The 24,402-nt window shown below is 51.8% G+C and carries 25 protein-coding genes and 1 other RNA gene; 15 read left to right on the forward strand and 11 right to left on the reverse strand.

All coding sequences use genetic code 11. The features are described from left to right. Window positions 1–2,397, forward strand: a complete 2,397-nt coding sequence (locus tag LCD46_09310) for a glycoside hydrolase family 3 C-terminal domain-containing protein (protein ID UOY72483.1) — start codon at window positions 1–3, stop codon at window positions 2,395–2,397. A gap of 77 nt (window positions 2,398–2,474) precedes the next feature. Here LCD46_09310 and LCD46_09315 read toward each other — a convergent pair whose 3' ends face one another. The 5 genes from LCD46_09315 to ydiK all read right to left on the reverse strand — a co-directional run bounded on the left by LCD46_09315 (window position 2,475) and on the right by ydiK (window position 5,563). Beyond that, complete coding sequence (locus LCD46_09315; GenBank protein UOY72484.1) at window positions 2,475–2,915, reverse strand: Shiga toxin A subunit; 441 nt, start codon at window positions 2,913–2,915, stop codon at window positions 2,475–2,477. Between the two features lies 1 nt (window position 2,916). After that, on the reverse strand, window positions 2,917–3,285 hold the full coding sequence (locus LCD46_09320; protein UOY72485.1) for a DUF2778 domain-containing protein: 369 nt from the start codon (window positions 3,283–3,285) through the stop codon (window positions 2,917–2,919). After that, on the reverse strand, window positions 3,285–3,779 hold the full coding sequence (gene hcp, locus LCD46_09325; GenBank protein ID UOY72486.1) for a type VI secretion system tube protein Hcp: 495 nt from the start codon (window positions 3,777–3,779) through the stop codon (window positions 3,285–3,287). The genes LCD46_09320 and hcp overlap by 1 nt, the downstream gene beginning before the upstream one ends. A gap of 365 nt (window positions 3,780–4,144) precedes the next feature. Further along, an RNA gene (gene rprA, locus LCD46_09330) (antisense sRNA RprA) lies at window positions 4,145–4,252 on the reverse strand. 195 nt (window positions 4,253–4,447) lie between these two features. Then, window positions 4,448–5,563, reverse strand: coding sequence for an AI-2E family transporter YdiK (gene ydiK / locus LCD46_09335; GenBank protein ID UOY72487.1), 1,116 nt, complete (start codon window positions 5,561–5,563; stop codon window positions 4,448–4,450). Between the two features lie 199 nt (window positions 5,564–5,762). Between ydiK and LCD46_09340 the strand changes: the two genes are divergently transcribed. The 3 genes from LCD46_09340 (at window position 5,763) to LCD46_09350 (ending at window position 9,506) form a co-directional block, all read left to right on the forward strand. Next, complete coding sequence (locus LCD46_09340; GenBank protein ID UOY72488.1) at window positions 5,763–8,819, forward strand: FAD-binding oxidoreductase; 3,057 nt, start codon at window positions 5,763–5,765, stop codon at window positions 8,817–8,819. Continuing rightward, on the forward strand, window positions 8,816–9,226 hold the full coding sequence (menI, locus tag LCD46_09345; protein UOY72489.1) for a 1,4-dihydroxy-2-naphthoyl-CoA hydrolase: 411 nt from the start codon (window positions 8,816–8,818) through the stop codon (window positions 9,224–9,226). Before LCD46_09340 ends, menI begins: the two co-directional genes overlap by 4 nt. Before the next feature lie 85 nt (window positions 9,227–9,311). Next, on the forward strand, window positions 9,312–9,506 hold the full coding sequence (locus tag LCD46_09350) for a YdiH family protein (GenBank protein UOY72490.1): 195 nt from the start codon (window positions 9,312–9,314) through the stop codon (window positions 9,504–9,506). A 49-nt stretch (window positions 9,507–9,555) separates the two neighbouring features. Here the strand turns inward: LCD46_09350 and LCD46_09355 are convergent, their stop codons facing one another. Together LCD46_09355 and LCD46_09360 are read right to left on the reverse strand one after the other, a co-directional pair. Then, a complete protein-coding gene (locus tag LCD46_09355; protein ID UOY72491.1) occupies window positions 9,556–10,185 on the reverse strand; it encodes a helix-turn-helix domain-containing protein in 630 nt (209 codons plus the stop codon). Window positions 10,186–10,262: 77 nt separating this feature from the next. Beyond that, window positions 10,263–10,922 carry a helix-turn-helix domain-containing protein gene (locus LCD46_09360; GenBank protein UOY72492.1) on the reverse strand — a complete coding sequence of 220 codons (660 nt, stop codon included), beginning with the start codon at window positions 10,920–10,922 and terminating at the stop codon, window positions 10,263–10,265. Window positions 10,923–11,343: 421 nt separating this feature from the next. On the opposite strand from LCD46_09360, the gene LCD46_09365 reads away from it, so the two are divergent. From LCD46_09365 to LCD46_09405, 9 genes are all read left to right on the forward strand, one after another. Beyond that, entirely contained in the window at window positions 11,344–11,874 is a 531-nt protein-coding gene (locus LCD46_09365) for a fimbrial protein (protein ID UOY72493.1), read from the forward strand. A gap of 57 nt (window positions 11,875–11,931) precedes the next feature. After that, on the forward strand, window positions 11,932–12,609 hold the full coding sequence (locus LCD46_09370; protein ID UOY72494.1) for a fimbria/pilus periplasmic chaperone: 678 nt from the start codon (window positions 11,932–11,934) through the stop codon (window positions 12,607–12,609). 42 nt (window positions 12,610–12,651) lie between these two features. Continuing rightward, complete coding sequence (locus LCD46_09375) at window positions 12,652–15,195, forward strand: fimbrial biogenesis outer membrane usher protein (protein ID UOY72495.1); 2,544 nt, start codon at window positions 12,652–12,654, stop codon at window positions 15,193–15,195. A 1-nt stretch (window position 15,196) separates the two neighbouring features. Beyond that, on the forward strand, window positions 15,197–16,144 hold the full coding sequence (locus LCD46_09380; GenBank protein UOY72496.1) for a fimbrial protein: 948 nt from the start codon (window positions 15,197–15,199) through the stop codon (window positions 16,142–16,144). Between the two features lie 11 nt (window positions 16,145–16,155). Continuing rightward, window positions 16,156–16,668, forward strand: a complete 513-nt coding sequence (locus LCD46_09385) for a type 1 fimbrial protein (GenBank protein UOY72497.1) — start codon at window positions 16,156–16,158, stop codon at window positions 16,666–16,668. 199 nt (window positions 16,669–16,867) lie between these two features. Continuing rightward, on the forward strand, window positions 16,868–17,539 hold the full coding sequence (locus LCD46_09390; protein ID UOY72498.1) for a LuxR C-terminal-related transcriptional regulator: 672 nt from the start codon (window positions 16,868–16,870) through the stop codon (window positions 17,537–17,539). Then, window positions 17,511–17,876 (forward strand): hypothetical protein, encoded by a 366-nt coding sequence (locus LCD46_09395; GenBank protein ID UOY72499.1) that lies wholly within the window; start codon window positions 17,511–17,513, stop codon window positions 17,874–17,876. The genes LCD46_09390 and LCD46_09395 overlap by 29 nt, the downstream gene beginning before the upstream one ends. Then, entirely contained in the window at window positions 17,873–18,106 is a 234-nt protein-coding gene (locus LCD46_09400; GenBank protein ID UOY72500.1) for a capsule assembly Wzi family protein, read from the forward strand. The genes LCD46_09395 and LCD46_09400 overlap by 4 nt, the downstream gene beginning before the upstream one ends. Next, window positions 18,084–18,305 (forward strand): capsule assembly Wzi family protein, encoded by a 222-nt coding sequence (locus LCD46_09405; GenBank protein ID UOY72501.1) that lies wholly within the window; start codon window positions 18,084–18,086, stop codon window positions 18,303–18,305. The genes LCD46_09400 and LCD46_09405 overlap by 23 nt, the downstream gene beginning before the upstream one ends. Window positions 18,306–18,393: 88 nt before the next feature. Here the strand turns inward: LCD46_09405 and fdhF are convergent, their stop codons facing one another. The 4 genes from fdhF to LCD46_09425 all read right to left on the reverse strand — a co-directional run bounded on the left by fdhF (window position 18,394) and on the right by LCD46_09425 (window position 21,607). Continuing rightward, window positions 18,394–20,544 (reverse strand): formate dehydrogenase subunit alpha, encoded by a 2,151-nt coding sequence (gene fdhF / locus LCD46_09410; protein UOY72502.1) that lies wholly within the window; start codon window positions 20,542–20,544, stop codon window positions 18,394–18,396. Between the two features lie 190 nt (window positions 20,545–20,734). Further along, window positions 20,735–21,013 (reverse strand): two-component-system connector protein AriR, encoded by a 279-nt coding sequence (locus tag LCD46_09415; GenBank protein ID UOY72503.1) that lies wholly within the window; start codon window positions 21,011–21,013, stop codon window positions 20,735–20,737. 29 nt (window positions 21,014–21,042) lie between these two features. Beyond that, the gene (locus LCD46_09420) at window positions 21,043–21,363 is read right to left on the reverse strand and encodes a hypothetical protein (GenBank protein ID UOY72504.1); all 321 of its coding nucleotides are present in this window, start codon (window positions 21,361–21,363) and stop codon (window positions 21,043–21,045) included. Window positions 21,364–21,367: 4 nt separating this feature from the next. Next, window positions 21,368–21,607, reverse strand: coding sequence for a two-component-system connector protein YcgZ (locus LCD46_09425; GenBank protein UOY72505.1), 240 nt, complete (start codon window positions 21,605–21,607; stop codon window positions 21,368–21,370). Window positions 21,608–21,947: 340 nt separating this feature from the next. Here LCD46_09425 and LCD46_09430 point away from each other — a divergent pair, with 340 nt between their 5' ends. Both LCD46_09430 and LCD46_09435 read left to right on the forward strand, forming a co-directional pair. Then, window positions 21,948–23,168 (forward strand): diguanylate phosphodiesterase, encoded by a 1,221-nt coding sequence (locus LCD46_09430; GenBank protein ID UOY72506.1) that lies wholly within the window; start codon window positions 21,948–21,950, stop codon window positions 23,166–23,168. A 187-nt stretch (window positions 23,169–23,355) separates the two neighbouring features. Next, a complete protein-coding gene (locus LCD46_09435) occupies window positions 23,356–24,084 on the forward strand; it encodes a MerR family transcriptional regulator (GenBank protein ID UOY72507.1) in 729 nt (242 codons plus the stop codon). Window positions 24,085–24,402 lie beyond the last annotated feature (318 nt).

Genomic DNA, 24,402 nt, shown 5'->3' on the forward strand with positions numbered 1-24,402 from the left:
ATGACAGCTATCTATAAGGACGCGGGACGTCCCGTGCACGAGCGCGTCGCCGACTTACTGGCACGTATGACCCCGGAAGAGAAGTTTGCCCAGATGCATGCGTACTGGCTGATCCTCGATGAAAACGGTAACCATCGTGAGCGCAGCGATCTGAGTGACGAATTCTCCGGCGTGAGCGAGCAGGCTGCGCTGAGCGAACGGCTAAAGCTGGGCGTCGGGCAGATCACCCGTCCGCTGGGTACCCATATCGTCGACGCGAAAACTGGGGTGCGTGCCGCTAACCGCCTGCAGCGCATGATGATGGAGGAGACGCGTCTCGGCATACCGGCGCTGTTCCATGAAGAGTGCCTGGTGGGGCTGCTGTGCAAAGACGCTACGCTGTTCCCGTCGTCGCTGAACTACGGCTCTACCTGGGATCCTGAACTGGTACAGCGCGCGGCAGAGCAGATCGGTAAAGAGGCGCGGTCCGTTGGCTGTCAGCAGGGGCTGGCGCCGGTGCTGGATGTCTCTCGCGATGTCCGCTGGGGGCGTACCGAAGAGACCTTTGGTGAAGATCCGTGGCTGGTGGGGGTGATGACCACCGCCTACGTGAAGGGCTTACAGGGCGATAAACGCGATCTGCTGGCGACCCTGAAACATTACGTGGGTCACTCGTTCAGCGAAGGCGCACGCAACCATGCGCCGGTCCACCTCGGATTCAGCGAGCTGAACGACACCTTCCTGCTGCCGTTTGAAATGGCGGTCAAGCTGGCAAACGCCGGTTCGGTTATGCCCGCGTACCACGATATTGATAACCAGCCGGGGCACAGCGACAGCTTCCTGCTGACCACCGTCCTGCGCGAGCAGTGGGGGTTCGACGGGATTATTGTCGCGGACTACGGCGGCGTCAGCCTGCTGCACCAGCACCACGGGATTTCCCACGACGCGGCCGAATCCGCTGCGCTGGCGTTCAACGCCGGGCTGGATGTCGAACTGCCGAAAGATGACTGCGCGCGGCATCTGGCGGAAGCGGTAGAGCGCGGGCTGATCTCTATGGCGAAGGTCGATGAGATTGTGGCGCGTACGCTGACGGAAAAATTCCGCCTTGGCCTGTTTGAAAACCCGTACGCGGATGAAAATGGTATCGATCTGCAAAACGATATGGCCCGCCAGGCCGCTCGGGAAGTGGCGACGAAATCGCTCACGCTGCTGGAAAACAACGGCATTTTACCGCTCGGGGGTAAACCCCGCGTGGCGGTGGTGGGGCCGACGGCGGACGACCCGCTCGCGCTGCTCAGCGGCTACAGTTTCCCGGTGCATTTGATCATCAGCGATATGGTAGAAGAGACCTCGCAGGTCACGACCCCGCGTGCGGCGCTGGAGCATTATCTTGGTGCCTCGCAGGTCCGCTACGCCAAAGGGTGTCACATTATCGAAAAACGGATGGCGGGCGCGCCGGTCTTCCCGGGCGACAGCGGCGGCAAACCGATGCAGCAGTCGCCGGTTTCTCAATGTACTGATTTGATCCCCGAGGCTGTTAACGCTGCGCAAGAGAGTGATGTTGTAGTGGCTTGCGTTGGCGACCTCGCCGGATTGTTCCAGAGCGGCACGGTAGGGGAAGGGTCTGATACCGATTCTCTGAATCTGCCGGGTGTGCAGCAGCAACTTCTGGAGGCGCTGGTAGCCAACGGCAAACCGGTGATTGTCGTGATGACCGGAGGGCGGCCATACAACCTGCAGGGACTGGAAGACAAAGTAGCGGCACTCATTATGGCCTGGGCTCCAGGGCAGGAAGGGGGCTGGGCGATTGCGGACGTACTGACAGGGCGTGCGGAACCGCAAGGGCGTCTGGTAGTGAGCGTGCCGAAAAGTGCCGGGGCAATGCCGTATTACTACAATCACAAGCTCAAAAGTGGCGGTACGCCGTTTGCGTTCCATTTCGGATCTCGTTATCCGTTTGGTTTCGGCCTTGGCTGGACGCAGTTTAACTGGGGAACGGCGAAAGTGGTGGCATCCAGCGTGCCGGTTGACGGTGAGGTGACGCTGAGTGTGGATATTACCAATACCGGAGAACGCAGTGGCAGCGAGGTGGTGCAGGTTTACGTCAGGGATAAGGTTGCCACGCAGGTACGGCCACTTCAGGAGCTAAAGGCATTCCAGCGCGTCACGCTCTCGCCGGGCGAAACCGCCACGCTCACCTTTATGCTGCCAGTTGAGATGTTCAACTTCACCCGTCGGGACGGAAAACGCATTGTTGAGCCGCGTGAGTTTGAGTTGCAGATTGGCGCATCGTCGACGGATATCCGCGAGGTGGTGACGGTTAATGTGACAGGTGAAACGCGGGTGCTGTCTGCGGAGTGGCGGATGCTCAGTAGCTGTCAGGTTAAGCGCGCAAATGAAGGCATTGCGGTGTGTTAATCAATCGGGATCAGATCGGTTACCTTTGTTCCTGAAGGAAAGAATGTTAGAACAAGCCCCTGATGGGGCTTTTATGTTTAAAACTCTCTTGAAAGAGTAATGTACCCGTTGAACCTTATAGAGCATTCATCTTTATTCATAAGGCTTGTGGCAATGAAAACAGACTTCTTCCCTGCTTTGTTTGTATATGTATATTTTGCAGTTATAGATTTAACATCGTTATCATAGAAGCTGTCAAAATATGACTTTTCATCTAATAGCGGTTTATTGTTATTTCTGGCCTTATCCTCTTCATAATCTATCTTTGCTAACTCCTCTGCATAGAATCTAGATATAGGTGTAACATCGAGGATTTTTACTTTTGCTTTCATCTCGTCTACAGTTGAAGTGTCAATTTTTAAATCTTTAGAAAGTGCATCAAATAAGGATGATTCCATCGCTGCATTAGGTAATTCACACCCCGATTGTGCATAAGATATAACAGGAATATTAAATAGTAGAAATAATAATCTCTTCATATTAATCCTCAACTACCAGTATCTTATCTGTGCTTTTATTGATCGTGATACGCCCCTTTAAACCTAATATAATGCAACCATTTGAGGCACTTGAAGGATGTGCTCCACTGTTGCCGTGAATCAGAAAACCATCACGCCCGCACATTTGATTTTCTGGATAAGGTGTCAGCCTCATAGTGTAGGCTTTTGTCCTCTTGTGATAGAAGGCCGGTCCAATAGTATAAGTGCCTCTAGGAAGTGGGCCTTTATCCTTTACACACTCATTAGCTGAATCATTCTTAAAACCCGGTTTACCTGCATACATTGCATCAAACTGGTATGTACCGTTAAGATAAAAACTATGAGCACTTACTTTATATACCCAAGTCATTACGCTACCTCCTTGTTACCATTCCAAGAGTCAGAATGAATAATATTACCATCTAAATAGTGCCATGTGATTTTTTCATAAGCTAAATAGAATGCTTCAAGATGGTTATGCTTTTCATATGTAGGATTTTTAATATCAAACATGAAAGGCTCTACTTCATTGATTCTGACATTATCTAACGTCACCCTAAAATACTCTTCCTCTTGTCCGTTATGATTAATGCGATAGAATTTTAATATAGCTTGCTTAAACCGCTTACCAGATGAAACACCTTGATAGATGTAAGGAGATGAACTGTCTACTTCTTTAATTAAAAAATAGTCTCCGTGCAGTCTCTTAGAAGTGATTTTCCCTGTTAAGTTATCAGTAGGTAGTTCTACGTTATGCATTAACTCTACAATCTCTATAGAACCTTCCCTACCGTGAACATCTACAGACCCTTTTACTTGATTTCCTGCATCATCAATCAGCCATAAATAAACAGGTATAGCCATTTTTAACCCTCCATTGAAAAGGGTTATGTTAGCACCATGATTAGCAGGATCAATTATTTAGATAATGAATGAATAAAGGAGAAATATCACTGAGAGGAAAGAAAAGCCCCTACCAATGAGCGGCAAAGGCTTTACCGGAATTGCGGCAAATAGCCCCGCTAAACGGGAAGTAAAACGGGGGCGATAGTGTAGCGGATTACACGGGATGGAACAATTTTTAAAAGGGTAATACACAAAAACAACCTTCTGATTTTTAGGGGAATTTTAAGAGGCGTACAGGGGGTAGCATTTACTGCTAATTACACGTTTAGCACACCAGTAGTACACTTAAATTTCACCGTACTTTGTAACTCACTGTTTTTAAGCGAAAAAAAAGCCCATCGTGGGAGATGGGCAAAGACTACACACAGCAATTCGTTGTTTCACTCAGGGGATTTCCATGCTTATAAACCAAGGTGTTGATTTATAACCGTGTGCTAATACTAGGCATTGTGTTATTTAGCGTCGATCAGATTCGTCTCAATAGTTAAAGAGACGTAAAGATTTCTTGAGGTTAGCAGCAGATTTAGTGCAGGGAAGGTGGGTCTGACCAGTGCTCAATGAATAAATACTTAAGTATTACTTAAGTATTAAGGGGCCGGGTAAGCATATCTTACCCGGCACTGCGGTTACTGACTGTTCTTATCTTCCAGCTCTTCCAGCTCATTCAGGATGAGGTCCGGGTCAGTACCCGGTGGCGGCACTTCATGCACCCAGGCGGAGAACAGACGCCATGTCACGGCGAGAAGCACCGGGCCAATAAACAGGCCAATCATGCCAAAGGCAATCAATCCACCAATAACGCCTGAGAGGATCAGGATCAGCGGCAGGTCAGCACCCATGCGGATGAGTATTGGACGAATGACGTTGTCCATCGTACCAACCACGCAGCTCCACACCAGCAGAACCGTTCCCCACGTGGTATCACCTGTCCAGTAAAGCCAGATGATGCTGGGTATCAGCACCAGCAACGGTCCCAGTTGCGCAAGACAGGTCATCAACATCACAACGGTAAAGACGGTGGCGTACGGCACACCGGAAATTGCCAGACCGATACCGCCCAGTATCGCCTGCACCAGCGCCGTTACCACAACGCCAAGCGCAACCGCGCGCACAGCCTGTGCAGCCAGCAGTACCGCTGCGTCACCCCGTTTGCCCGCCAGACGGGTAGCAAAATGACGAACACCCAAAGCAACTTGCTCACCACGCCAGTAGAGCAGGGCACTGAAGACCAGCATCAGGGTACAGTGCATCATAAAGCGACCAATATGCGCCGCCTGTCCCACAAACCAGGTGGTGGTGGTACCAATATAAGGACGCACTTTCGCCATCAACGCGCTGCCGCCCATCTCCAGCAGGCTATGCCAGCCGCTATAGAGTTTGGCACCCACCACTGGAATACTGTTTAGCCAGGCGAGATCCGGTAGCGTCAGCTCACCACTGGTAATGGCTCGAATTATCGGACCACTGGAATCCACCAGGCTATTCACCAGTAAAGCAATGGGAATAATAAACAGCAGGAACAACAAGAGTGTCATAACCAGCACCGCTAACCCGCGGCGGCCAAACAGCAGCTTCTGCAAACGCAACAGTAAAGGCCACGTGGCAACGACAACGGTCGCAGCCCAGGCGAAGCCGAGAATAAAGGGTTGAACAATCCACAGACACGCAATAATCATGAGAGCCAGGAACAGCACCGACAACAAGATTTGCGCAACATCCCTGGGCTGGCGAAGATTGACCATATTTGAAACTTCCTTTAATGAACACCAGCGTGGCTGGCGGGAACGGAAAACCGCGTCTCTCTAATCATTAGTGATCTCGGCGATTTTTGACAGGCGGATTTTGCCCGTAATTCTACGAAGCACATAAGAAAAAAATGTGATAAAACTTTCCAGACACAACGCAAACGATTTCAAATTACTCTAATTAGGGTCGACAGTCATGATCCCACAGATTTCTCAGGCACCTGGCGTCGTTCAGCTGGTGCTTAATTTTTTGCAGGCACTGGAGCAACAGGGTTTTACAGGTGATACCGCCACGAATTATGCCGACAGGCTGACGATGGCGACTGATAACAGTATCTACCAGCTTCTTCCCGATGCCGTTGTTTTCCCTCGTTCAACGGCCGATGTCGCGCTTATCGCCCGGCTGGCAACGCAGGAGCGGTTTGCTTCTCTGGTCTTTACCCCACGTGGCGGTGGCACCGGAACCAATGGCCAGGCGCTGAACCAGGGCATCATTGTTGATATGTCTCGCTATATGAACCGCATTATTGAAATCAACCCTGAAGAGGGGTGGGTGCGGGTCGAAGCGGGCGTTATCAAAGATCAGCTAAATCAGTATCTCAAGCCTTACGGCTACTTTTTTGCCCCGGAGCTTTCCACCAGTAACCGCGCGACCCTCGGCGGGATGATCAACACGGATGCCTCCGGTCAGGGCTCGCTGGTCTACGGTAAAACCTCCGATCACGTGCTGGGCGTGCGTGCCGTTCTGCTGGGCGGTGATATTCTTGATACGCAGCCGATGCCGGTCAAACTGGCGGAAACCCTGGGTAAAGATAACACCGCCAGAGGACGCATCTATCGTACCGTGCTGGAGCGCTGCCGCGACAACCGTCAGCTGATCCTTGACAAATTCCCCAAACTGAACCGTTTTCTGACCGGATACGATCTGCGTCATGTGTTTAACGATGATCTGACGCAATTTGATTTAACCCGCATACTGACGGGCTCCGAGGGAACGCTGGCGTTTATTACCGAGGCGCGGCTGGATATCACCCGGTTGCCGAAGGTACGTCGCCTGGTGAACGTCAAATATGACTCTTTCGACTCTGCGCTGCGTAATGCACCTTTTATGGTTGAAGCACAAGCGCTGTCTGTTGAAACCGTCGACTCCAAAGTATTAAATCTGGCCCGGGAAGACATCGTCTGGCACTCCGTCAGTGAGCTGATTACCGATGTGCCAGATAAAGTAATGCTTGGCCTTAATATCGTTGAATTTGCCGGCGATGACGCGGCGCTGATTGAAAACCAGGTGATGACGCTCTGTCAGCGGCTGGATGAACTTATCGCGCAAGGTGAAGGCGGGGTGATTGGCTGGCAGCTCTGTAACGATCTGGCCGGCATTGAACGTATCTACGCGATGCGGAAAAAAGCCGTAGGGCTACTTGGCAACGCGAAAGGGGCGGCCAAGCCCATTCCGTTTGCCGAAGATACCTGCGTTCCGCCTGAGCATCTGGCGGATTATATCGTCGAGTTTCGCGCCCTGCTGGACAGCCACGGCCTGAGCTATGGCATGTTTGGTCACGTCGACGCCGGGGTGCTGCACGTGCGTCCGGCGCTGGATATGTGCGACCCGCAGCAGGAGATCCTGATGAAACAGATCTCCGATGACGTCGTTGCGTTAACCGCGAAATATGGCGGCCTGCTGTGGGGCGAGCACGGTAAAGGCTTCCGCGCTGAATACAGTCCGGCATTTTTCGGCGAGCAGCTCTACGCGGAGTTGCGCAAAGTTAAAGCGGCTTTTGACCCGGATAACCGCCTCAATCCGGGGAAAATCTGTCCGCCTGAAGGTATGGATGCGCCGATGCTGCGGGTGGATGCCGTTAAACGCGGCACCTATGACCGACAGATCCCTATCGCGGTACGCTCCTCATGGCGCGGCGCGATGGAGTGCAACGGCAACGGCCTGTGCTTTAACTTTGATGTGAAAAGCCCGATGTGTCCGTCGATGAAAATCACCAGTAACCGTATCCATTCTCCGAAAGGGCGTGCAACGCTGGTGCGCGAATGGCTGCGTCTGCTGGCCGACCGAGGAGTGGATCCGCTCAAGCTTGAGCAGGAGCTACCGGAAAAACGCGCCAGCCTGCGTTCGCTGATTGAGCGCACACGGAATAGCTGGCATGCAAATAAAGGCGAGTATGATTTCTCCCATGAGGTGAAAGAGGCGATGTCTGGCTGTCTGGCCTGCAAAGCCTGCTCAACCCAATGCCCGGTTAAGATAGATGTGCCGGAGTTCCGTTCGCGTTTTCTGCAGCTTTATCACACCCGATACCTGCGTCCGGTACGTGACCATCTGGTGGCGACAGTTGAAAGTTATGCGCCGCTGATGGCGCGTGCGCCAAAGACCTTTAACTTCTTTATTAATCAACCGCTGGTGCGCAAGCTCTCCGAAAAACATATCGGAATGGTCGATCTGCCGCTGCTGTCGGTACCGTCGCTGCAACGACAGCTCGTCGGACACCGCTCAGCGAACATGACCCTTGAACAGCTTGAGGCGTTAGCCCCTGAGCAAAAAGCGAATGTGGTGCTGGTGGTGCAGGATCCGTTCACCAGCTACTACGATGCACAGGTGGTGGCGGATTTTATCCGCCTGTCAGAAAAACTGGGTTATCAACCGGTGGTTCTGCCGTTCTCACCGAACGGCAAGGCGCAGCACATTAAAGGCTTCCTGAACCGCTTTGCGAAAACGGCACAGAAAACGTCGGACTTCCTCAACCGTGTTGCCACGCTGGGGATCCCGATGGTTGGTGTCGATCCGGCGCTGGTGCTTTGCTATCGCGATGAATACAAGCAGACGCTTGGGGATAAACGGGGGGATTTCCACGTCATGCTGGTGCACGAGTGGTTGCCGCTCGCACTGGATCAAAAAGCGATTCAGGATATCAGCGGGGAACCGTGGTATCTGTTCGGTCACTGTACGGAAGTGACTGCACTGCCGGGCGCGCCTGCACAGTGGGCCTCTATCTTTGCCCGGTTTGGCGCAAAGCTGGAGAGTGTGAATGTGGGCTGCTGCGGCATGGCCGGAACCTACGGACATGAAGTGAAGAATCACGCGAACTCGCTCGGCATCTACGAGTTGTCCTGGCATCAGGCGATGCAGCGTTTGCCGCGAAACCGCTGTCTGGCGACGGGCTACTCCTGCCGAAGCCAGGTTAAACGGGTAGAAGGTAACGGTGTTCGTCACCCATTGCAGGCTTTACTGGAGATAATTGGATGATCTGGAAACGTGCAGTGACGCTGCAGGCGCTGAACGCCATGGGCGAGGGCAATATGGTGGGACTGCTGGATATCCAGTTCACCCGCATCGGTGACGATGAGATTGAGGCGACCATGCCTGTCGATCACCGTACTCATCAGCCGTTTGGTTTATTGCACGGCGGCGCGTCCGTCGTGCTGGCTGAAACGCTGGGCTCTGTGGCAGGGTATCTCTGTACCGAAGGGGAGCAGAAGGTCGTCGGGCTGGAGGTGAATGCTAACCATATTCGCTCGGTGCGTAGCGGTCGTGTGCGCGGTGTTTGCCGCGCGCTGCACGCCGGAAGTCGCCATCAGGTGTGGCAAATTGACATTCTCGATGAGCAGGATCGTTTGTGCTGCTCGTCGCGGCTGACGACGGCAGTTGTGTAAAGTTTTCAGATGTTTTGCCTTTGGTCAAAAGTTAGCCACTGTGTTGTGATATAGTGGTCATGTTTTGTACATAAGTGAGGACATCATGGATACTGAAATAACCCCAACACAGCTGGCAATTGAATATTTACGTCGCGATAAGAGCAACCTGTCTCCGGCGCAGTACCTGAAAAAGCTGAAACAGCTTGAGCTGGAATTTGCAGATTTGCTGGCGCTCTCTTCGAATGAGCTGAAAGAAGAGATTTACTTTGCCTGGCGGTTGGGCGTTCACGTCCATTGAGTGTATGTAATGAAAGGGCCGCGCTTGCGGCCTTTTTTGTACCCGGAATTTAGTATCTGGCGGGGAGTTTATTGATTCTAATGAGCCTGCCTTCTTCCATCTCGATAAATCCACCGGTTTTTAAATCCGCCAGAATACGCATCACGCCGCTGCGGGAGAGCTGGGTTTTCTCCCGAATGTATCGCTCCGCCGTCACGCTGCGTCGATAGCCTTCGTCTTCCTCCATTAGCTTAACGAGCTGCTGGCGAATCATCTCATACGCAGTGGGGGCACCCTGGGGCATCACGTTGTTATAAAGTCGGCTATAGACAAACATCAGCTGTCTGGAGAGCAGACCCCATAGCCCTTTTTCTTTAATAATATCAGCCACCTGTTCAGTAGGGATACTACCAATCAGGCAAGGGCTCACCGTGATGAGGTAATCATTGAAATAGATGTCTGTCAGGTTAGCAAGACCAAACAGGGCAGGGCTGCGAGCGGTGGAAAGCATCATGTTATCGCTGCTGCGGTAGAGTGCAATCGTCCCCTCCAGGATTAAATAACAGATCCCCTGACCGTTAACCTCAAGGTTAAGTCGTTCGCCGCGGCCCGTTCGACGCACGGTGCAATAGGGCTCCAGATGCGCGATCAGTTCCTGGGCGTAAGGGGAGCCGCGAGACGATTTATCTGTAGAGGACATAGCCGTAAACCTGGAAGATGACCTTATGCTTATAGTTTCGCTCTTCTCTCGCGCTATCTCCAGATATTATTGTGCTTTCAGTACTTCCGGGGTAAATGGTTAACCTCTATCAGCACGCCACGTTCCATGGTGATGTATTTCCCCGTACGCAGTTCTGCCAGAATCCGCATTATACCGCTGCGGGAAAGGTAGGTACGGCTCTTAATGTAGGCCGCTGCGGTGATGTTTTGTCTAATTGCCTCAGGCTCCTGCATTAATTCAACCAGCTGAAAGCGGATGATATCGTATGCGGACATCTGTGAAATTTGTGCACAGTGCTCATACACCCGTGATGCTGTATAGATCAGCAATTTAGAAAAATGTTCCCAGAGATCGTGCTGTGCAACCACGTTGTTAAACGCATCCAGCGACATGCACGCTAATTCGGATGTCTCCAGTGCCCTGACGTAAAGATGTTCCGATGAAAACTGACTGCTAACACCCAGTATAAAGGGGGCTGATTCCGAATTTAACACAATGCCGTCGCCGCGGCGGTGCAGCGCCACGCTGCCGTGTAATAGCATAAAACAGTGGCGTTCGTCATTTCGGTAATATTGTACGACTTCACTTTTCGAAAGAATGATTTTCTCTGCGACAGGAAGGACATTATCAATTAAGCGCTCTATGTGCTTTAAGGGTTTTAATCCCAGCACCGATGATTTCTCATTGTCTAATTCGGTTGCAATTCGCGTGTTCATAATATACCTCACTTCAACAGGTGTGATCGTTTTTCAATCAGCGTGGAGAATTATCTTAAAAATCAGCGAAGCAGGGAATAACAGTCAAAAGTCTAATAATAGACCAGGAGGAGTAGGCATCTTAACGCTATGAATTTTATCGTTATAAGGTGAAGGTCTAAAAATAGACTGACGATAAAGCGCACAGTTTAAATGTTTATTTTTTGTTAAGCCCCAGTCTACAGCTAGACCTGAAAATAGATTGTTTCGCGGAAAAGAGTTGTATAAGTTTTGACTCGCCGACAGAAATGCCAATCTGAAACGCTCGCCATGATGAGAGTTTTATTTTGTTTCTGATGGCACCTAAAAATAATGGCAGAATGAGGATTGTCTGTTTTGCCTGAATATCAGTAATAAATAAAGTAATACAGGAAATGGCTTTATGAAAAAGAAAATTATTGCTGCCATGTTTGCGGCAGGCTCTGCATTGACAATGACTCAGGCTTTCGCTGCGGCAGGTACGGTTAATTTTAACGGTAATATTTTGGATAATGCCTGCGATGTAGATGTGGCATCCCAGAATCAGGTTGTGGTCCTCGGTGATTACTACAAAACGGAATTCCCGACAACGGGTTCCAGAACCGCGGCGACGCAGTTCGATATCGTACTGAAAAACTGCCCGGTGACCGTTACCTCCGCGAAGGTGCGTTTTGACGGAACGCCAGATTTAACCAACGCAAGCCTGCTGGCGATTGATTCCTCCGTTGTGGGTGCAGCAACGGGCGTGGCCATCAACCTGATGACGGCTGATAAGGCCGATTTACCGCTGCATGGTAGCAACAGCTATTCCTATGCTCTGAGCAGCACAACTGATAATACGCTCAATTTCTATGCTCAGTATATTTCGACTGCGGAATCAGTGACCGCGGGCCCGGCTAATTCGGTTGCTAACTTCTCTGTGGTTTATAACTAAGTCTTTTGCAGTAATCAGTATGGGGCCACCCGGCCCCTTTGTTTTATGAGGTATTCAATGCGTTTTATCAAAACAATCGGCCTGGCCGCGACAGCGTTACCGCTGACATTTTCAATGGCCAATGCCGGCGTCATTATTGGCGGCACGCGCGTTATTTTCGACGGTGCAAAAAAAGAAGCATCAATTAGCGTAGATAATGCCGATAGCGCTTCCTTTTTAATTCAGTCGTGGATTGATACACCGGAGGGAAAAGCAGATAAAGCGCCTTTTATCATTACGCCTCCGCTTTATCGACTTGATGGCGGCCAGAAAAATATCGAACGCATTGTCATGGCGGGTTCACTCCCTCAGGAACAAGAAAGTTTATTCTGGCTCAATATAAAAGCTATTCCTTCTGCAACGAAACAGGCTAACTCACTGCAAATTGCGGTGAAAACGCGTATCAAGTTGATTTATCGCCCGGCAAATCTTCACGCGTCAACGCCTGAAGAACAGGTTGAAAAATTAGCATGGCAACGCAACGGGAATGAAATTCAGGTAACGAATCCGACTCCCTATGTAATCAATTTTAATGAAATATCCGTAGGCGGAAAAAAACTGGATGATGTTTCGTATGTATTACCCGGCGCGTCGGCCCGGTTCCCGTTATCTCATGGAACCAACGGAAATACGCTGACGTTTAAAGTTATCAACGATTATGGAAGTCCCGGCGCTTTACATCAAGCCAGTTTGTGATTTTGAAAAACGGTAATACCTGCATTACTCAGGTCATCAGCAATGAAAATACAGCATTATAAAGTACGACCTCGACGTCTGGCGACACTCATCGCCCTGGTGATGACGGGTTCTTCACCCACGCTTTATGCCAGCGAAACGTTTAATACCGAACTGGTTGAGCTGGATAACCCGGGAATAGGGAAAGCAGATTTATCCGCGTTTGAAACAGGCTCTCAGGCACCGGGGACGTACCATGTTGATATTATTCTTGACGATCAGCTCATTGAGACCCGGGATATTACCTTTGCCGCAGCGAAATCGCCCGATGGAAATGACGTATTACAGCCATGCCTGAGCATTGAACAATTAAAACAGTGGGGGGTTAAGACTGCGCTTTTTCCTCTGTTGGGCTCAGCGAAAAGCGCCTGTGCCGATCTTAAAGCCATTCCGCTGTCCTCGACGGATTTCCAGTTCAACGCGCAGCGTCTGGTTATCAGTATTCCGCAGGCTGCTATCGATATACCGGCGCGTGGCTATGTGCCGCCGGAGATGTGGGACGAAGGTATCAATGCCGCCATGCTCAATTACAGCCTGAGCGGGGCCAACACCTGGGCGAAAACCGATGAGGCTGCCAGAACCGACAGCCTGTATGCCAACCTGCGTCCGGGGATCAACATTGGGCCGTGGCGTCTGCGCAACTACACCACCTGGTCCCGGGATGCGTCGGGTCAGGATAAATGGGACACCGTTTATACCTATGCGCAGCGGGCCGTTATTCCCCTGAAAGCGCAGCTGACGCTAGGCGACAGCTCTTCTCCGGCTGACGTGTTTGACAGTATGCCTTTTCGCGGCGGCCAACTGGCATCCGACGATGACATGCTGCCGGATTCCCTGAAGGGTTACGCGCCCGTGGTTCGCGGTATTGCGCGCACGAATGCGCAGGTGGTGGTGCGCCAGAATGGCTATCAGATCTACCAGAGTTATGTCGCCCCGGGGGCGTTTGAGATAACCGACATGTACCCGACGGGCGGTGCCGGGGACCTTGACGTGACGATCAAAGAGGCTGATGGAAGTGAACAACATTTCACCCTGCCTTACGCCTCACTGCCGGTGCTGCAGCGCGAAGGGCGTCTGAAGTATGCCATCACGGGCGGCCATTATCGTGCCTATAACAGCAGGGTGGAAAAGACGCCTTTCGGGCAACTGACCGGTATTTATGGTCTCCCGTATGGCCTGACGCTATACGGTGGCGTTCAGGGGTCAGGCAAGTACCGGTCGCTCGCCGTTGGGGTGGGTAAAAACATGGGGGATTTTGGTGCGCTCTCTACCGACGTTACCCAGGCCTGGTCTACACCGGATAAAACGGCAAAAACCAACGGGCAGTCCTGGCGCGCGCGGTACAGCAAGAACTTTATCGATACCGGAACGAACTTCTCTATTGCGGGGTATCGCTATTCGACCAGCGGCTACTACGGGATGCAGGAAGTGCTGGATTCCTGGGGGGACAGTACCTCGCTGCAGGACAGGCGGCGTAACCGCGCCGAATTGACCATGAGCCAGACGCTGGGCGGGGATATGGGTTCCCTGACCCTCAGCGCCGCGCGGGAAGACTACTGGAATTCGGGCAAATCGATGGCATCCTGGAGCGTCGGGTATAACAACTACTGGCATAACATCAGCTATGGCGTGACCTGGACATACAGCAAAAACGCCAGTGCAGCCTCTTATGGCACCGGGAGCAGCAAAACGTACGACCACGATCAGCTTCTGGCATTTAACGTCAGCGTGCCGCTGGAGAAATTCCTCCCGCAGACGTGGACGAACTATGGCATGAACGCCAGCAAGAATAACGGCACCACGCACAACCTGGGTATGAACGGCGTGGCCCTGGAAAACAATGCCCTGAACTGGAACGTGCAGCAGGGCTTCGGCACGGACGGCGTCGGATATACCGGCAACATTAACGGTGACTACAAAGGGACCTACGGCGAAGTGACGGCGGGCTATGGCTACGACAGGAGCAGCGAGCGTCTGAACTACGGCCTGCAGGGGGGGATTCTGGCCCACGCGGACGGCATCACCTTTTCCCAGCCGCTGGGGGAAACCAATGCCCTGATTAAGGCACCCGGCGCCCATGGGGTGGATATTCGAAACCAGTCCGGCATGCGAACGGACTACAGAGGCTATACGGTGGTTAGCAACCTCTCCGTGTACCGCAAAAACGACCTCACGCTCGATCCGGAAAATATGCCTGATGACGTTGAGCTGGAGATCAGTACGCGTACGGTCACGCCGACGCGAGGCGCGGTAGTCAGGGCTGATTACCTTTCCAAAGTGGGGCGCAAGGTGTTGATGACCTTGATGGACAACGGCCGCTTCGTTCCTTTTGGGGCGGTAGTGACGCTCGCTGGAGACGGTCACGGTAGCTTTATCGTCGGCGATCGAGGACAGGTCTATTTAACCGGCATGAGCGAGCAGGGGACGCTGGTCGTCGCGTGGGGAAATCAATCCGCCCAGCAGTGTCGTGCGGATTTCACCCTGCCGAAACAGGCCACCTACGGTGGCGTCACCCTCGTTAACGCTCTTTGCCGTCAGGGACATTAAGATGAAAACGATGAAATTTTTGCTGTTGCTGTGTTTTTTTGTGGGCTGGAATTATGCCCACGCCGGGACGTGCATGACGATCGTTCCGCAGACGTCTACGCTGTCGGTGGGCACCCTCACCGTGCAGCGCGATGCGCCTGTTGGAACGGTGATATTCTCCGGTGCTGCGTCGGGCACCGGATCGTATCTGACCGGTTGCACCAATCCATTAATGCTGGGTTTTAGCATGCGTTATAACGGCGCCACGCTCAGTACCTATGGGAATCATGTTTACAATACCAACGTCAGCGGGATTGGGATTCGATTTTCATCGAACAATTATTTCGAAAACCCGAGCAATACCTTCTCATATAACGCACAAACCTCATACGTCGACTGGTATGGCGGAAAAATTGAACTGGTGGTGACCGGGCTGGTTTCATCTGGGGCACTCACGCCAGGCGTAATCGGTGTGGTAACCCTTCAGGGCAGCGACGCTATTTATCGCGATGGTCTGACAACGCAGTTAAGCAGCGGAACGATCAATGCCCTGGCATGCACAATTAATACGCCACAACTAACCTTCGCCATTGGAAATATACCCACCTCATCTTTTAACGCAGGCGTGGGAACGTCGCCGGCAGGGGCGCAAAATACGCAGAATCTCGGATTAAACTGCAGCACCGGAACCAATATTAACGTCACTTTAAGCGGTATTCAAAATCCGGATATCAGCAATACCAGCGTAATGGCCTTAACGGGTCAAGGTAATACCGGAACGGCAAAAGGAGTGGGCGTTCAACTCATCTATAACGGTACTCCACTGGCCATGAATAGCCGCCTGTTATTAAAACAGTCGACGGGTGGAGTCGAAACGCTCCCGTTAACGGCCCGTTATTATCAAACGCAGGGGACCGTTCAGTCGGGAACGGCCAACGCCTCGGCCACGCTTAATATAACCTACCAGTAGCAGGTGAGAAGATGAAAATATCGCACAAAAAAACGCTCCTGCTTGCCCTGTTGAGCTGGAAGGTGTTTTCAGCCGATACGGTCAATATTGGCGTAACGGGGAATATCGTTGCGTCACCCTGCATATTTAATGGCGGAAATACGAATCTGGATATTAATCTTGGCAATATTCAGGCATCAAATATGGTGACGCCGGGATCCACGTCTGACCCGGTTGCGTTCAATTTGCTCTTTACAAGTTGTCCGCTGGGAACCCGTAGCATCACGGTGACGTTCACAGGTAACTCGGATCCCGCAGCAGGGGCGGACTACTACATGAACAGCGGCTCGGCCACTGGCGTTGCCGTCGCTATGAGTGACGCCGCAACCGGCTCGCTTAAAGGGACTGGCTCCAGTATCACAAAGGCCATTGCGGCAGACAGCACTGCCACGATGCCTATGCAGGCCTGGGTAAAATCCGCTTCAGGCGGTGCAACGCCCGGAAGCATCAGTGCAGTTGTCGTTATGACCATGCAATATAATTAGTTAAGCAGACGTTCTGGAGGTAAATGTGCATGCCATTCACTTTTTATTGAAAGGGATGACGGTGTTGGTTCTTATTTTTTCAATTATATGGGCCTTTATTGACTCCCCCTCATTTAATAACAGCAGTATGGAGCGAAATAGCGATTCAGAGGTGGTGGTAGGTTGCCATTTCAATTCACTCATGGCAGCGGATTAACCTATGCTGAACATTCTGATAAAAGAGTCTGATTTACTGTTTCAGTATGGCTTACAGGTCTTTCTCGCTGATTTATTTCAGCGAGGTTTCAGAGAAGAGGTCCAGTTTTCATCTCATTTTACCCATGACGGCGTAAGTGTCGCCGATATTGTGGTGCTCTCGCTGTGTGTCGGCGAGGTTTTCACCTGCATACCGGAGTTACAGTCGCGTAAAAAGGGGATCGTGATAGGCCTGGTGGATGACGAGTGTCGTGAAGCAACGACCCCGTCATGTTTTGAAGATATTATTTTAATTTCGCGAAGAGCGTCGGTTTTGAAGATCAGAGAGATAATCTATTTTGCCTGGTATAAAACGCAGTCGCCCGGCTATCGCTGGAATAAAAATGTCTGTCTTGACTGCCATCATAAAAAACTTTCTCCACAGCAGATCCGCATTATGGCGAGTTTTTATAAAGGACTGTCGGTCATGGAGATTGCGCACGAGTTGAATATCAGTGATAAGACGGTATTCAGCCATAAATATATGCTGATGCAAAAATTCGATCTGCGAAATGATTATGAATTAATCGTGTTGCTTAACAGACTGGCCGAGAAAAATAGCGCTCCCAATTTTTTTCGGGACTATCTAACCATGGATATCAAGAACTATGAGGTTGCCGCGTCGTCTGCCCGTTAAATATGCCGTATTTTTAGCCAGCGCGGTCGCGTTCAACGTTAGAGGAGCCGGATTAATTGAGAATGACCGCCAGCTGCGGGACGATCTGGCGTGGTTAGCCGGGCGTCATCTGTTCGCATTATCGCTATCAACCCGGCCGCTAAGTGAGTCGGAAATCAGCCGTACGATGGTGGCGCGGTATGACGCTCGCGATCCGGTGAGCGAGCAGGTTGTTCGCCGGGTTCAGATGCGCCTTGCGCAGATAAAAACGCTCATCGTGCCGTGGGGTGACGTGGCAACCGGTCGGGACCCGCTGCCGCAGGGACCAGGCATATTCAGCGGGCAGAACAGTCGTTGAGTACGATGCTAAACACCAACGGTGAGTACTGGGATGTCACGCTTCAGGGGAACGTAGACGAAACACAGTGGGTTTCCGATGCCTCACATCTGAACCCGAACGGTAGCTATGCTGCGGTAAGCGTTGCGAATCAATGGTTGAGCTTTGGCGAGATCCCGCAGTGGTGGGGCGGAAGAGGACGCCCTCAGACGTTGACAGCGTTTCGTGATGGCTTTTCTTGGCCGGGATAATACGGGAAGCCAGAAACGCGACCCGGGCGACCAGTTGGGCGGCATCGATCTCCAGATCCCGCCAGGGGAGATGCCTATCGCCCTTTACGGGCAGGTCATATCACGGCGGTCTGTATCAGCAGGGCTGGCCGCTGGCAGATTCCAGGTAGGAGATGACGCGGGTCTGATGGTGCAGTTCTCTATGCATAGCCCTCCCTGATTTTTCACACCGGGTGGCGCTTCGCTGACCCTGCCTACAAAATCTCAGGTGTTGGCAGGGTCAGGCGTCGCCGCTTCCCGGCATATTCTCAGACGTTGAGGGCAGTGATTAGCCGCGTCTTCATGCTTTGATAGGCCGTGGTCGCATAGTCCTCCGCCCAGCGCTGATCCTCAATCGCCTCCAACTGCACCGCGCAGTATTTCGTCTCCGGCGTTTTGGAGATGGGATCGAGGTTGTCCTGCGTCAGTTCGTTACAGGCCCCAATCCACCACTGATAGGTCATATAGACCGCCCCGGCGTTGATACGCTCGCTAATGCTGGCGCGGGTAATCACTTTACCACGACGCGAACGCACCCAGACCAGTTGCCCGTCTGTAATGCCCAGCTTAGCTGCATCGGCAGGGTTCATTTGCACGCGGCCAGGCTCGTCGGCCAGGCTTTGCAGCGCGGCGCAGTTCCCGGTCATGGAGCGGCAGGAGTAGTGCCCCACCTCGCGTACCGTACAGAGCACCAGCGGGAAATCCGCATCCGGGGTTTCCGCCGGCGCGCGCCACGGGGCGGCAAAGAGCTGCCCTTTACCGGATGCGGTGTCGAACTGATTGCCTTTGTACAGGTACGGGGTTCCCGGATGATCCAGCGTCGGGCACGGCCACTGGACATGACCCATCTCACCCATTTTTTCATACGTCACGCCGAAGAACAGCGGGCACAGCTCGCGCATCTCGTCCCAGATCTGCTGGTTAGACTCGTAATGCATCGGGTAGCCCATTTCGCTTGCGAGCAGGCTGATGATCTCCCAGTCGCGCTTCACGTTGCCGCTGGCTTCGATGGCTTTGCCAAAACGCTGGAACCCCCGGTCGGCACAGGTAAATACGCCGCCGTGTTCGCCCCAGGAGGTGGCGGGGAGAAGAACATCCGCCACTTCCGCTGTTTTGGTCATAAAGATGTCCTGAACTACCACAAAGTCGAGGGCCTCAAAACCGCTGCGAACCAGGCCGAGATCGGCCTCGGTCTGAAGCGGATCTTCCCCCATGATGTAATAGGCTTTGACCTTACCTTCCAGTGCCAGGTGTGGCACTTCAGTTATGCGTGTTCCGACACGATCGTCCATTTTGTTGACGTCAATCCCCCACGCATCAGCGAACTTCTGCCTGATTGCCGGGTCCGTGACGTCCTGGTAACCCGGGAACATATTGGGTAGAACCCCCATATCGCAGGCGCCCTGTACATTATTTTGGCCGCGTACAGGGCCAACGCCGACGGCAGGTCGTCCAAGGTTGCCGGTCAGCAGCGCCAGGCTGGAAAGTCCTTTGACCACATCGACAGCCTGACCAAACTGCGTTACACCCATGCCCCACATCACGGTGGCTGACGGTGCCGCCGCAAAAGTGCGCATCGCCTGTCGAACATCGCGGGCGGGAATGCCGGTAAGATGTTCGACATTCTCTGGTGCGTAGTCTTTTACCGTCTGACGATAGGCCTCAAGCCCTTCTGTAAAACGCGCAACGTAGTTTTTGTCATAGAGTTCTTCTTCCAGCAGCACATAACCAAAGGCGTTCACCAGCGCCATGTTGCTGCCGTTTTTCAGCTGCAGATGCTGGTCGGCAATGCGCGCCGTTTCAATGCGACGCGGATCGCAGACGATAATTGTTGCGCCGTTCTCACGCGCCTTCAGCACACGTCTGGCGACGATAGGGTGGGAGTCCGCGCAGTTATAGCCGAATACCAGCAGGCATTTTGAGTTTTCAATATCGCTGATCGAGTTGCTCATTGCGCCATTGCCCAACGTTTCCTGTAAGCCGGCAACGGAAGGGCCGTGACAGACGCGCGCACAGCAGTCAACGTTGTTGGTGTTCAGCACAGCACGGGCAAATTTCTGCATCACATAATTTGTTTCATTCCCGGTACCACGTGAGGAGCCGGTGGTCATGATCGACCGTGGGCCGTACTGCTCTTTAATGCTGCTGAGTTTGTGGGCGGTATAGCGGATTGCCTCTTCCCAGGTGACGGGAGTAAATGCCTCTCCTTTGTGGTAGCGGATCATCGGTTGGGTCAGGCGTGGGGTGAGGAGACGGGTATCGTTGAGGAAATCCCAGCCGTAAAAGCCTTTCAGACACAGGGAGCCCTGGTTTGTGACGCCCTCTGCCGCTTCGGCACGGATAATACGGTTATTTTCAACGACAAGGTTTAATTTACAGCCTGCACCGCAGTAGGGGCAGACGCTGGCGATCTTTTTCATCAATAACAGACCTGTTAAGAAATGAAGCAAAGTTGGCTGGAAGACCCAGCCCCGTAAACGGAGGTAAGCAGGAACCGTGCCAGGTTGGCTTTGCTGGCTTTACAGGGGTTAAGCGGGGAGGGCGCGTGTCATCGTCAGAACATTCGTCAGTTTTGACGATGACACGAGAGCAGGCTGAGTGGCTGTGATATTACAGGTCGTCCATGGTGTAGCCAACGACGATTTCCAGCGTCTTGCGAATAACATCCGCCTGGACAACGTCGTTGGTCGATTCCAGCGTCTGAATAAGCCAGAGGATGATCGCTTTGTTGGAGAGATGCCCTTCGGAGGCCAGAACACAGCGTACTGCAGTAGAAAAAACAGCGGACTCTTCAGCAAAACGATCGCCTGCGTGACGGAAATATTCCGACAGCGCACTGTCTAAAAAAGCAGAATGGTATTCGGGTTGAAGCTGAATATTTTGTCTCATTTGTTCTCACCGTAGCTGTTAAATGACAGTCAATGTATTTTTTTGGGATCGGACGGTTTTCCACTTCCAAATAACGGCACAACATTGTCTCTGTTATCGTTGAGAGATCCCTCTCTGTTCGTTCGTCCTTGCGCGGTTCTGCGACGTGTAAAGGCGATGCTGTTTGAGCCGATCTCGGCAATCACCACCGCAAGTGTCTCCCGCCGCCGGGGATCCTTTTCATGTTCTTTCATGACCCGCAGACGCTGCAGCAATCCTTCGGTTGTGACTGGCCCCCGCTCTTTCAGAAGAGAAAGGGCGGCTTCACCGATAAGCTGGTCTATCAGTCGATCTGCGTCACTGCTGTTCATGGCATTACCGCTCGAAGAGGAGACCAAGCAGCATGTGATAATGTTGTTCCCCTTCCGGGCCATCGGCTCTTTCGAGGCGGCTTAACAGTTTGGTACAGAGCGCTTTGCGATTGAGGTTTCGCCCGTCGCTAAGAATTTCAACCACGACCTGACCCAATGTTTCCTGCTGAGTAGGAAGTGCGGCTTTTTCGAAGTACTGTGCAATCGCTGCTGCCGAATCTGCGACATAACCGTTCTGTTGCATGTTTCACTCCTGTAAAAATTCGTAATCAGTAACGTTACATTTAAGGTATACACAATTCTAAAATCTGTACATTAAAAATGTACAGATTTTGGATTTATTTGTGATATTTTTTATTAATTATAACTATTTCAATGGGTTGTTTGCATGCCACAAAATGGTAACTCTACAAGATATATTGTACAAATCAGAGCGGCACTGTTAAGTTGTACAGAGCAGAAAATGGAGTCATTAAATGGCGTAAATGATTGAGGTGTAAATTATTTGTCAGGCAATTAATGTGCTATAACAGATCCTTATCCACATGTTTTTGTGGTCATAACCCTAACCCCCCAGGAATAGCATGCTTACAACCATCATTTACCGCAGTCATATCTGCGAGGACGTTCCAGTGAAAGCGCTGGAAAAAATGGTCGCTGCTGCAAATAGTAAAAATCGGCAATCCAATGTCACGGGGATCTTGCTGTTTAACGGCACACATTTTTTTCAATTGCTCGAAGGGCCAGTGGAACACGTTTCGTCAATCTATGAGCAGATCTGTAAGGACGCACGTCACCATAACGTGGTGGAGTTGATGCGCGATCACGGGCCGACCCGACGTTTTGGCAACGTGGGTATGGAGCTGTTTGATTTGCGCCAGTTCGACAGGGAGGAGGTACTTCAGCAGGTGCTTAACAAAGGCACCACGCGTTATCAGTTGACGTACAATGACCGTCCTTTGCAGTTTTTCCGCACCTTTGTCGAGGCCACTGAGAAAGCCAACTATTTTGAATTGCCTCCGGCGGATTCATGGGATTTTATCCCCGAAGAAACACCGCTATCCGCGCAACCTGAGGTGGTGGCAAAAGGAGCGGACTGCAGTTTTGCGTTTCAACCCATCGTCGATCCGTTCATGCAGCAGGTCGTCTCCTGGGAGGCGCTTCTCCGCACCCCTGACGGCAATGCTCCTGGGGTCTACTTCGCTAACCGACCGCGTGAGGAAATGTATGCGTCTGATTTGCACAGCAAGCAGGTGGCGCTCTCAATGGCCAGCGCGCTGGGGCTACAGGACCAGACATTATCCCTCAACCTGCTGCCTATGACGCTGGTTAACGTACCGAACGCCGTGGACTTCCTGCTCACCACGATTGATGCAAATGGCTTTGTGCCCGAGCAAATTGTGGTGGAATTTACGGAGAGCGAAGCCATTTCCCGTTTCGATGAATTTACCCATTCGGTCAGGCAGTTAAAAAGTGCGGGTATCAGTGTGACGATCGATCACTTTGGTGCCGGTTTTGCCGGGCTACAGTTACTGGCACAGTTCCAGCCGGACAGAATTAAAATTAATCGCGACCTGGTCGCAAACGTGCACAAAAGCGGCCCCAGACAGGCCATCATTCAGGCGATCATCAAGTGCTGTACTTCCCTTGAAATTCAGTTCTGTGCGGTCGGTGTGGAGAAGGCTGAAGAGTGGATGTGGCTGGAGTCTGCAGGAATTTCTCAGTTTCAGGGACACCTTTTTGCCAGCCCGCGACATGGCGGAATTCCGGCTATTGCGTGGCCAGAGAAAAAGTACGAGTTCTGAAAAAACTGTACACAGTTTGACTGACGTGACTGTACTAACGGTAAAATTTATACAACAATGTATTAACAGGTAAATGGCTTGTAACGCATTCACCTGCTTAAAACGAGGTCTTAGTTATACAAATGGGTTGTACAATCTGATAAGGTTGGTGTAGTTAGGTATGGAAGTACTGTGCGTGAGGGAGTTAATGGCCTATTACAGTATCGGCGAAGTGGCCGAACGATGCGGTATCAACCCCGTTACGCTGCGTGCCTGGCAGCGCCGTTATGGATTGTTGAAGCCGCAGCGCAGCGAAGGGGGTCATCGTCAGTTTGACGATGAAGATATCCTGCGTATTGAAGAGATCAAGCGCCTGATGAAAAGCGGCGTCTCGGTCGGAAAAGTCAAAGCCTTACTGGAAAACAAGGACGTACTGACTCAGGGTAACTGGGTTTCATTCCAGGAAGAGATGATGACCGTTCTGCGTTATGCCAGCCCGGCAAAGCTGCGCGCCAAAATTGGTGAGTATCGCCGCGATCACGCGCTGGATGCACTGATTGATAACATCATCTCTCCCGTCCGCCAGCGAATGAATCAGGACCAGAACACCGTGCGTCACATGGCAAGCCTGCTTGACGGCGTCCTGATTGAATTCGCGATTGCAAGCCTGGCGGAGTCCCGCAAGAAAGCGGGTAAAGACGCGCTGCTTATTGGCTGGGAATGCGAGGACCGTACTCATTTGTGGCTTGAGGCCGCACGCTTATCGCAGAAAGGCTGGCATATTGATGTGCTGGCGGAACCTATTGACTCACCGCGTCCGGAACTTTTCCCGGGGCAAAAAATCTTCGTCTGGACGGGGAAATCCCCAACGCCTCGCCAGCAGGAACAGCTCGATCACTGGCGTGAACAGGGTTTCTCTGTGTCGTTTCATATTTAAACTAAGGGGTCCGGAAGGGCCTTTTTGCTTTAGATTTCGTCATCACCTGACCTGTTTCGTCAATCGAGCGGCGTCGGTTCGTTGATTTCGAATGCCATAATACAATAGCGTACAAAAAATAGAATAATTGATGTTCATTAAGCACAATACTCTACTTTTTTTCGGAAAATAATGTCATTAGCCTGCGATTAGCTATCACGGATTTATCTTCAGTACCGTAAGTATTTTTGATTGCTTTTTCTCAGGGCGGAATCCTTGGGGGATAGTTTGTATTTTTCAAAGTATTTTTCCTAAGGTTGAGTATAAATTAAATTATGA

The organism is Enterobacter ludwigii (assembly GCA_023023105.1).
GTDB lineage: Bacteria > Pseudomonadota > Gammaproteobacteria > Enterobacterales > Enterobacteriaceae > Enterobacter > Enterobacter adelaidei.

Coding starts and splice junctions, on each gene's coding strand:
- LCD46_09310 (UOY72483.1), top strand. CDS start 1: ATGACAGCTATCTATAAGGACGCGGGACGTCCCGTGCACGAGCGCGTC.
- LCD46_09315 (UOY72484.1), bottom strand. CDS start 2,915: ATGAAGAGATTATTATTTCTACTATTTAATATTCCTGTTATATCTTAT.
- LCD46_09320 (UOY72485.1), bottom strand. CDS start 3,285: ATGACTTGGGTATATAAAGTAAGTGCTCATAGTTTTTATCTTAACGGT.
- hcp (UOY72486.1), bottom strand. CDS start 3,779: ATGGCTATACCTGTTTATTTATGGCTGATTGATGATGCAGGAAATCAA.
- ydiK (UOY72487.1), bottom strand. CDS start 5,563: ATGGTCAATCTTCGCCAGCCCAGGGATGTTGCGCAAATCTTGTTGTCG.
- LCD46_09340 (UOY72488.1), top strand. CDS start 5,763: ATGATCCCACAGATTTCTCAGGCACCTGGCGTCGTTCAGCTGGTGCTT.
- menI (UOY72489.1), top strand. CDS start 8,816: ATGATCTGGAAACGTGCAGTGACGCTGCAGGCGCTGAACGCCATGGGC.
- LCD46_09350 (UOY72490.1), top strand. CDS start 9,312: ATGGATACTGAAATAACCCCAACACAGCTGGCAATTGAATATTTACGT.
- LCD46_09355 (UOY72491.1), bottom strand. CDS start 10,185: ATGTCCTCTACAGATAAATCGTCTCGCGGCTCCCCTTACGCCCAGGAA.
- LCD46_09360 (UOY72492.1), bottom strand. CDS start 10,922: ATGAACACGCGAATTGCAACCGAATTAGACAATGAGAAATCATCGGTG.
- LCD46_09365 (UOY72493.1), top strand. CDS start 11,344: ATGAAAAAGAAAATTATTGCTGCCATGTTTGCGGCAGGCTCTGCATTG.
- LCD46_09370 (UOY72494.1), top strand. CDS start 11,932: ATGCGTTTTATCAAAACAATCGGCCTGGCCGCGACAGCGTTACCGCTG.
- LCD46_09375 (UOY72495.1), top strand. CDS start 12,652: ATGAAAATACAGCATTATAAAGTACGACCTCGACGTCTGGCGACACTC.
- LCD46_09380 (UOY72496.1), top strand. CDS start 15,197: ATGAAAACGATGAAATTTTTGCTGTTGCTGTGTTTTTTTGTGGGCTGG.
- LCD46_09385 (UOY72497.1), top strand. CDS start 16,156: ATGAAAATATCGCACAAAAAAACGCTCCTGCTTGCCCTGTTGAGCTGG.
- LCD46_09390 (UOY72498.1), top strand. CDS start 16,868: ATGCTGAACATTCTGATAAAAGAGTCTGATTTACTGTTTCAGTATGGC.
- LCD46_09395 (UOY72499.1), top strand. CDS start 17,511: ATGAGGTTGCCGCGTCGTCTGCCCGTTAAATATGCCGTATTTTTAGCC.
- LCD46_09405 (UOY72501.1), top strand. CDS start 18,084: ATGGCTTTTCTTGGCCGGGATAATACGGGAAGCCAGAAACGCGACCCG.
- fdhF (UOY72502.1), bottom strand. CDS start 20,544: ATGAAAAAGATCGCCAGCGTCTGCCCCTACTGCGGTGCAGGCTGTAAA.
- LCD46_09415 (UOY72503.1), bottom strand. CDS start 21,013: ATGAGACAAAATATTCAGCTTCAACCCGAATACCATTCTGCTTTTTTA.
- LCD46_09420 (UOY72504.1), bottom strand. CDS start 21,363: ATGAACAGCAGTGACGCAGATCGACTGATAGACCAGCTTATCGGTGAA.
- LCD46_09425 (UOY72505.1), bottom strand. CDS start 21,607: ATGCAACAGAACGGTTATGTCGCAGATTCGGCAGCAGCGATTGCACAG.
- LCD46_09430 (UOY72506.1), top strand. CDS start 21,948: ATGCTTACAACCATCATTTACCGCAGTCATATCTGCGAGGACGTTCCA.
- LCD46_09435 (UOY72507.1), top strand. CDS start 23,356: ATGGCCTATTACAGTATCGGCGAAGTGGCCGAACGATGCGGTATCAAC.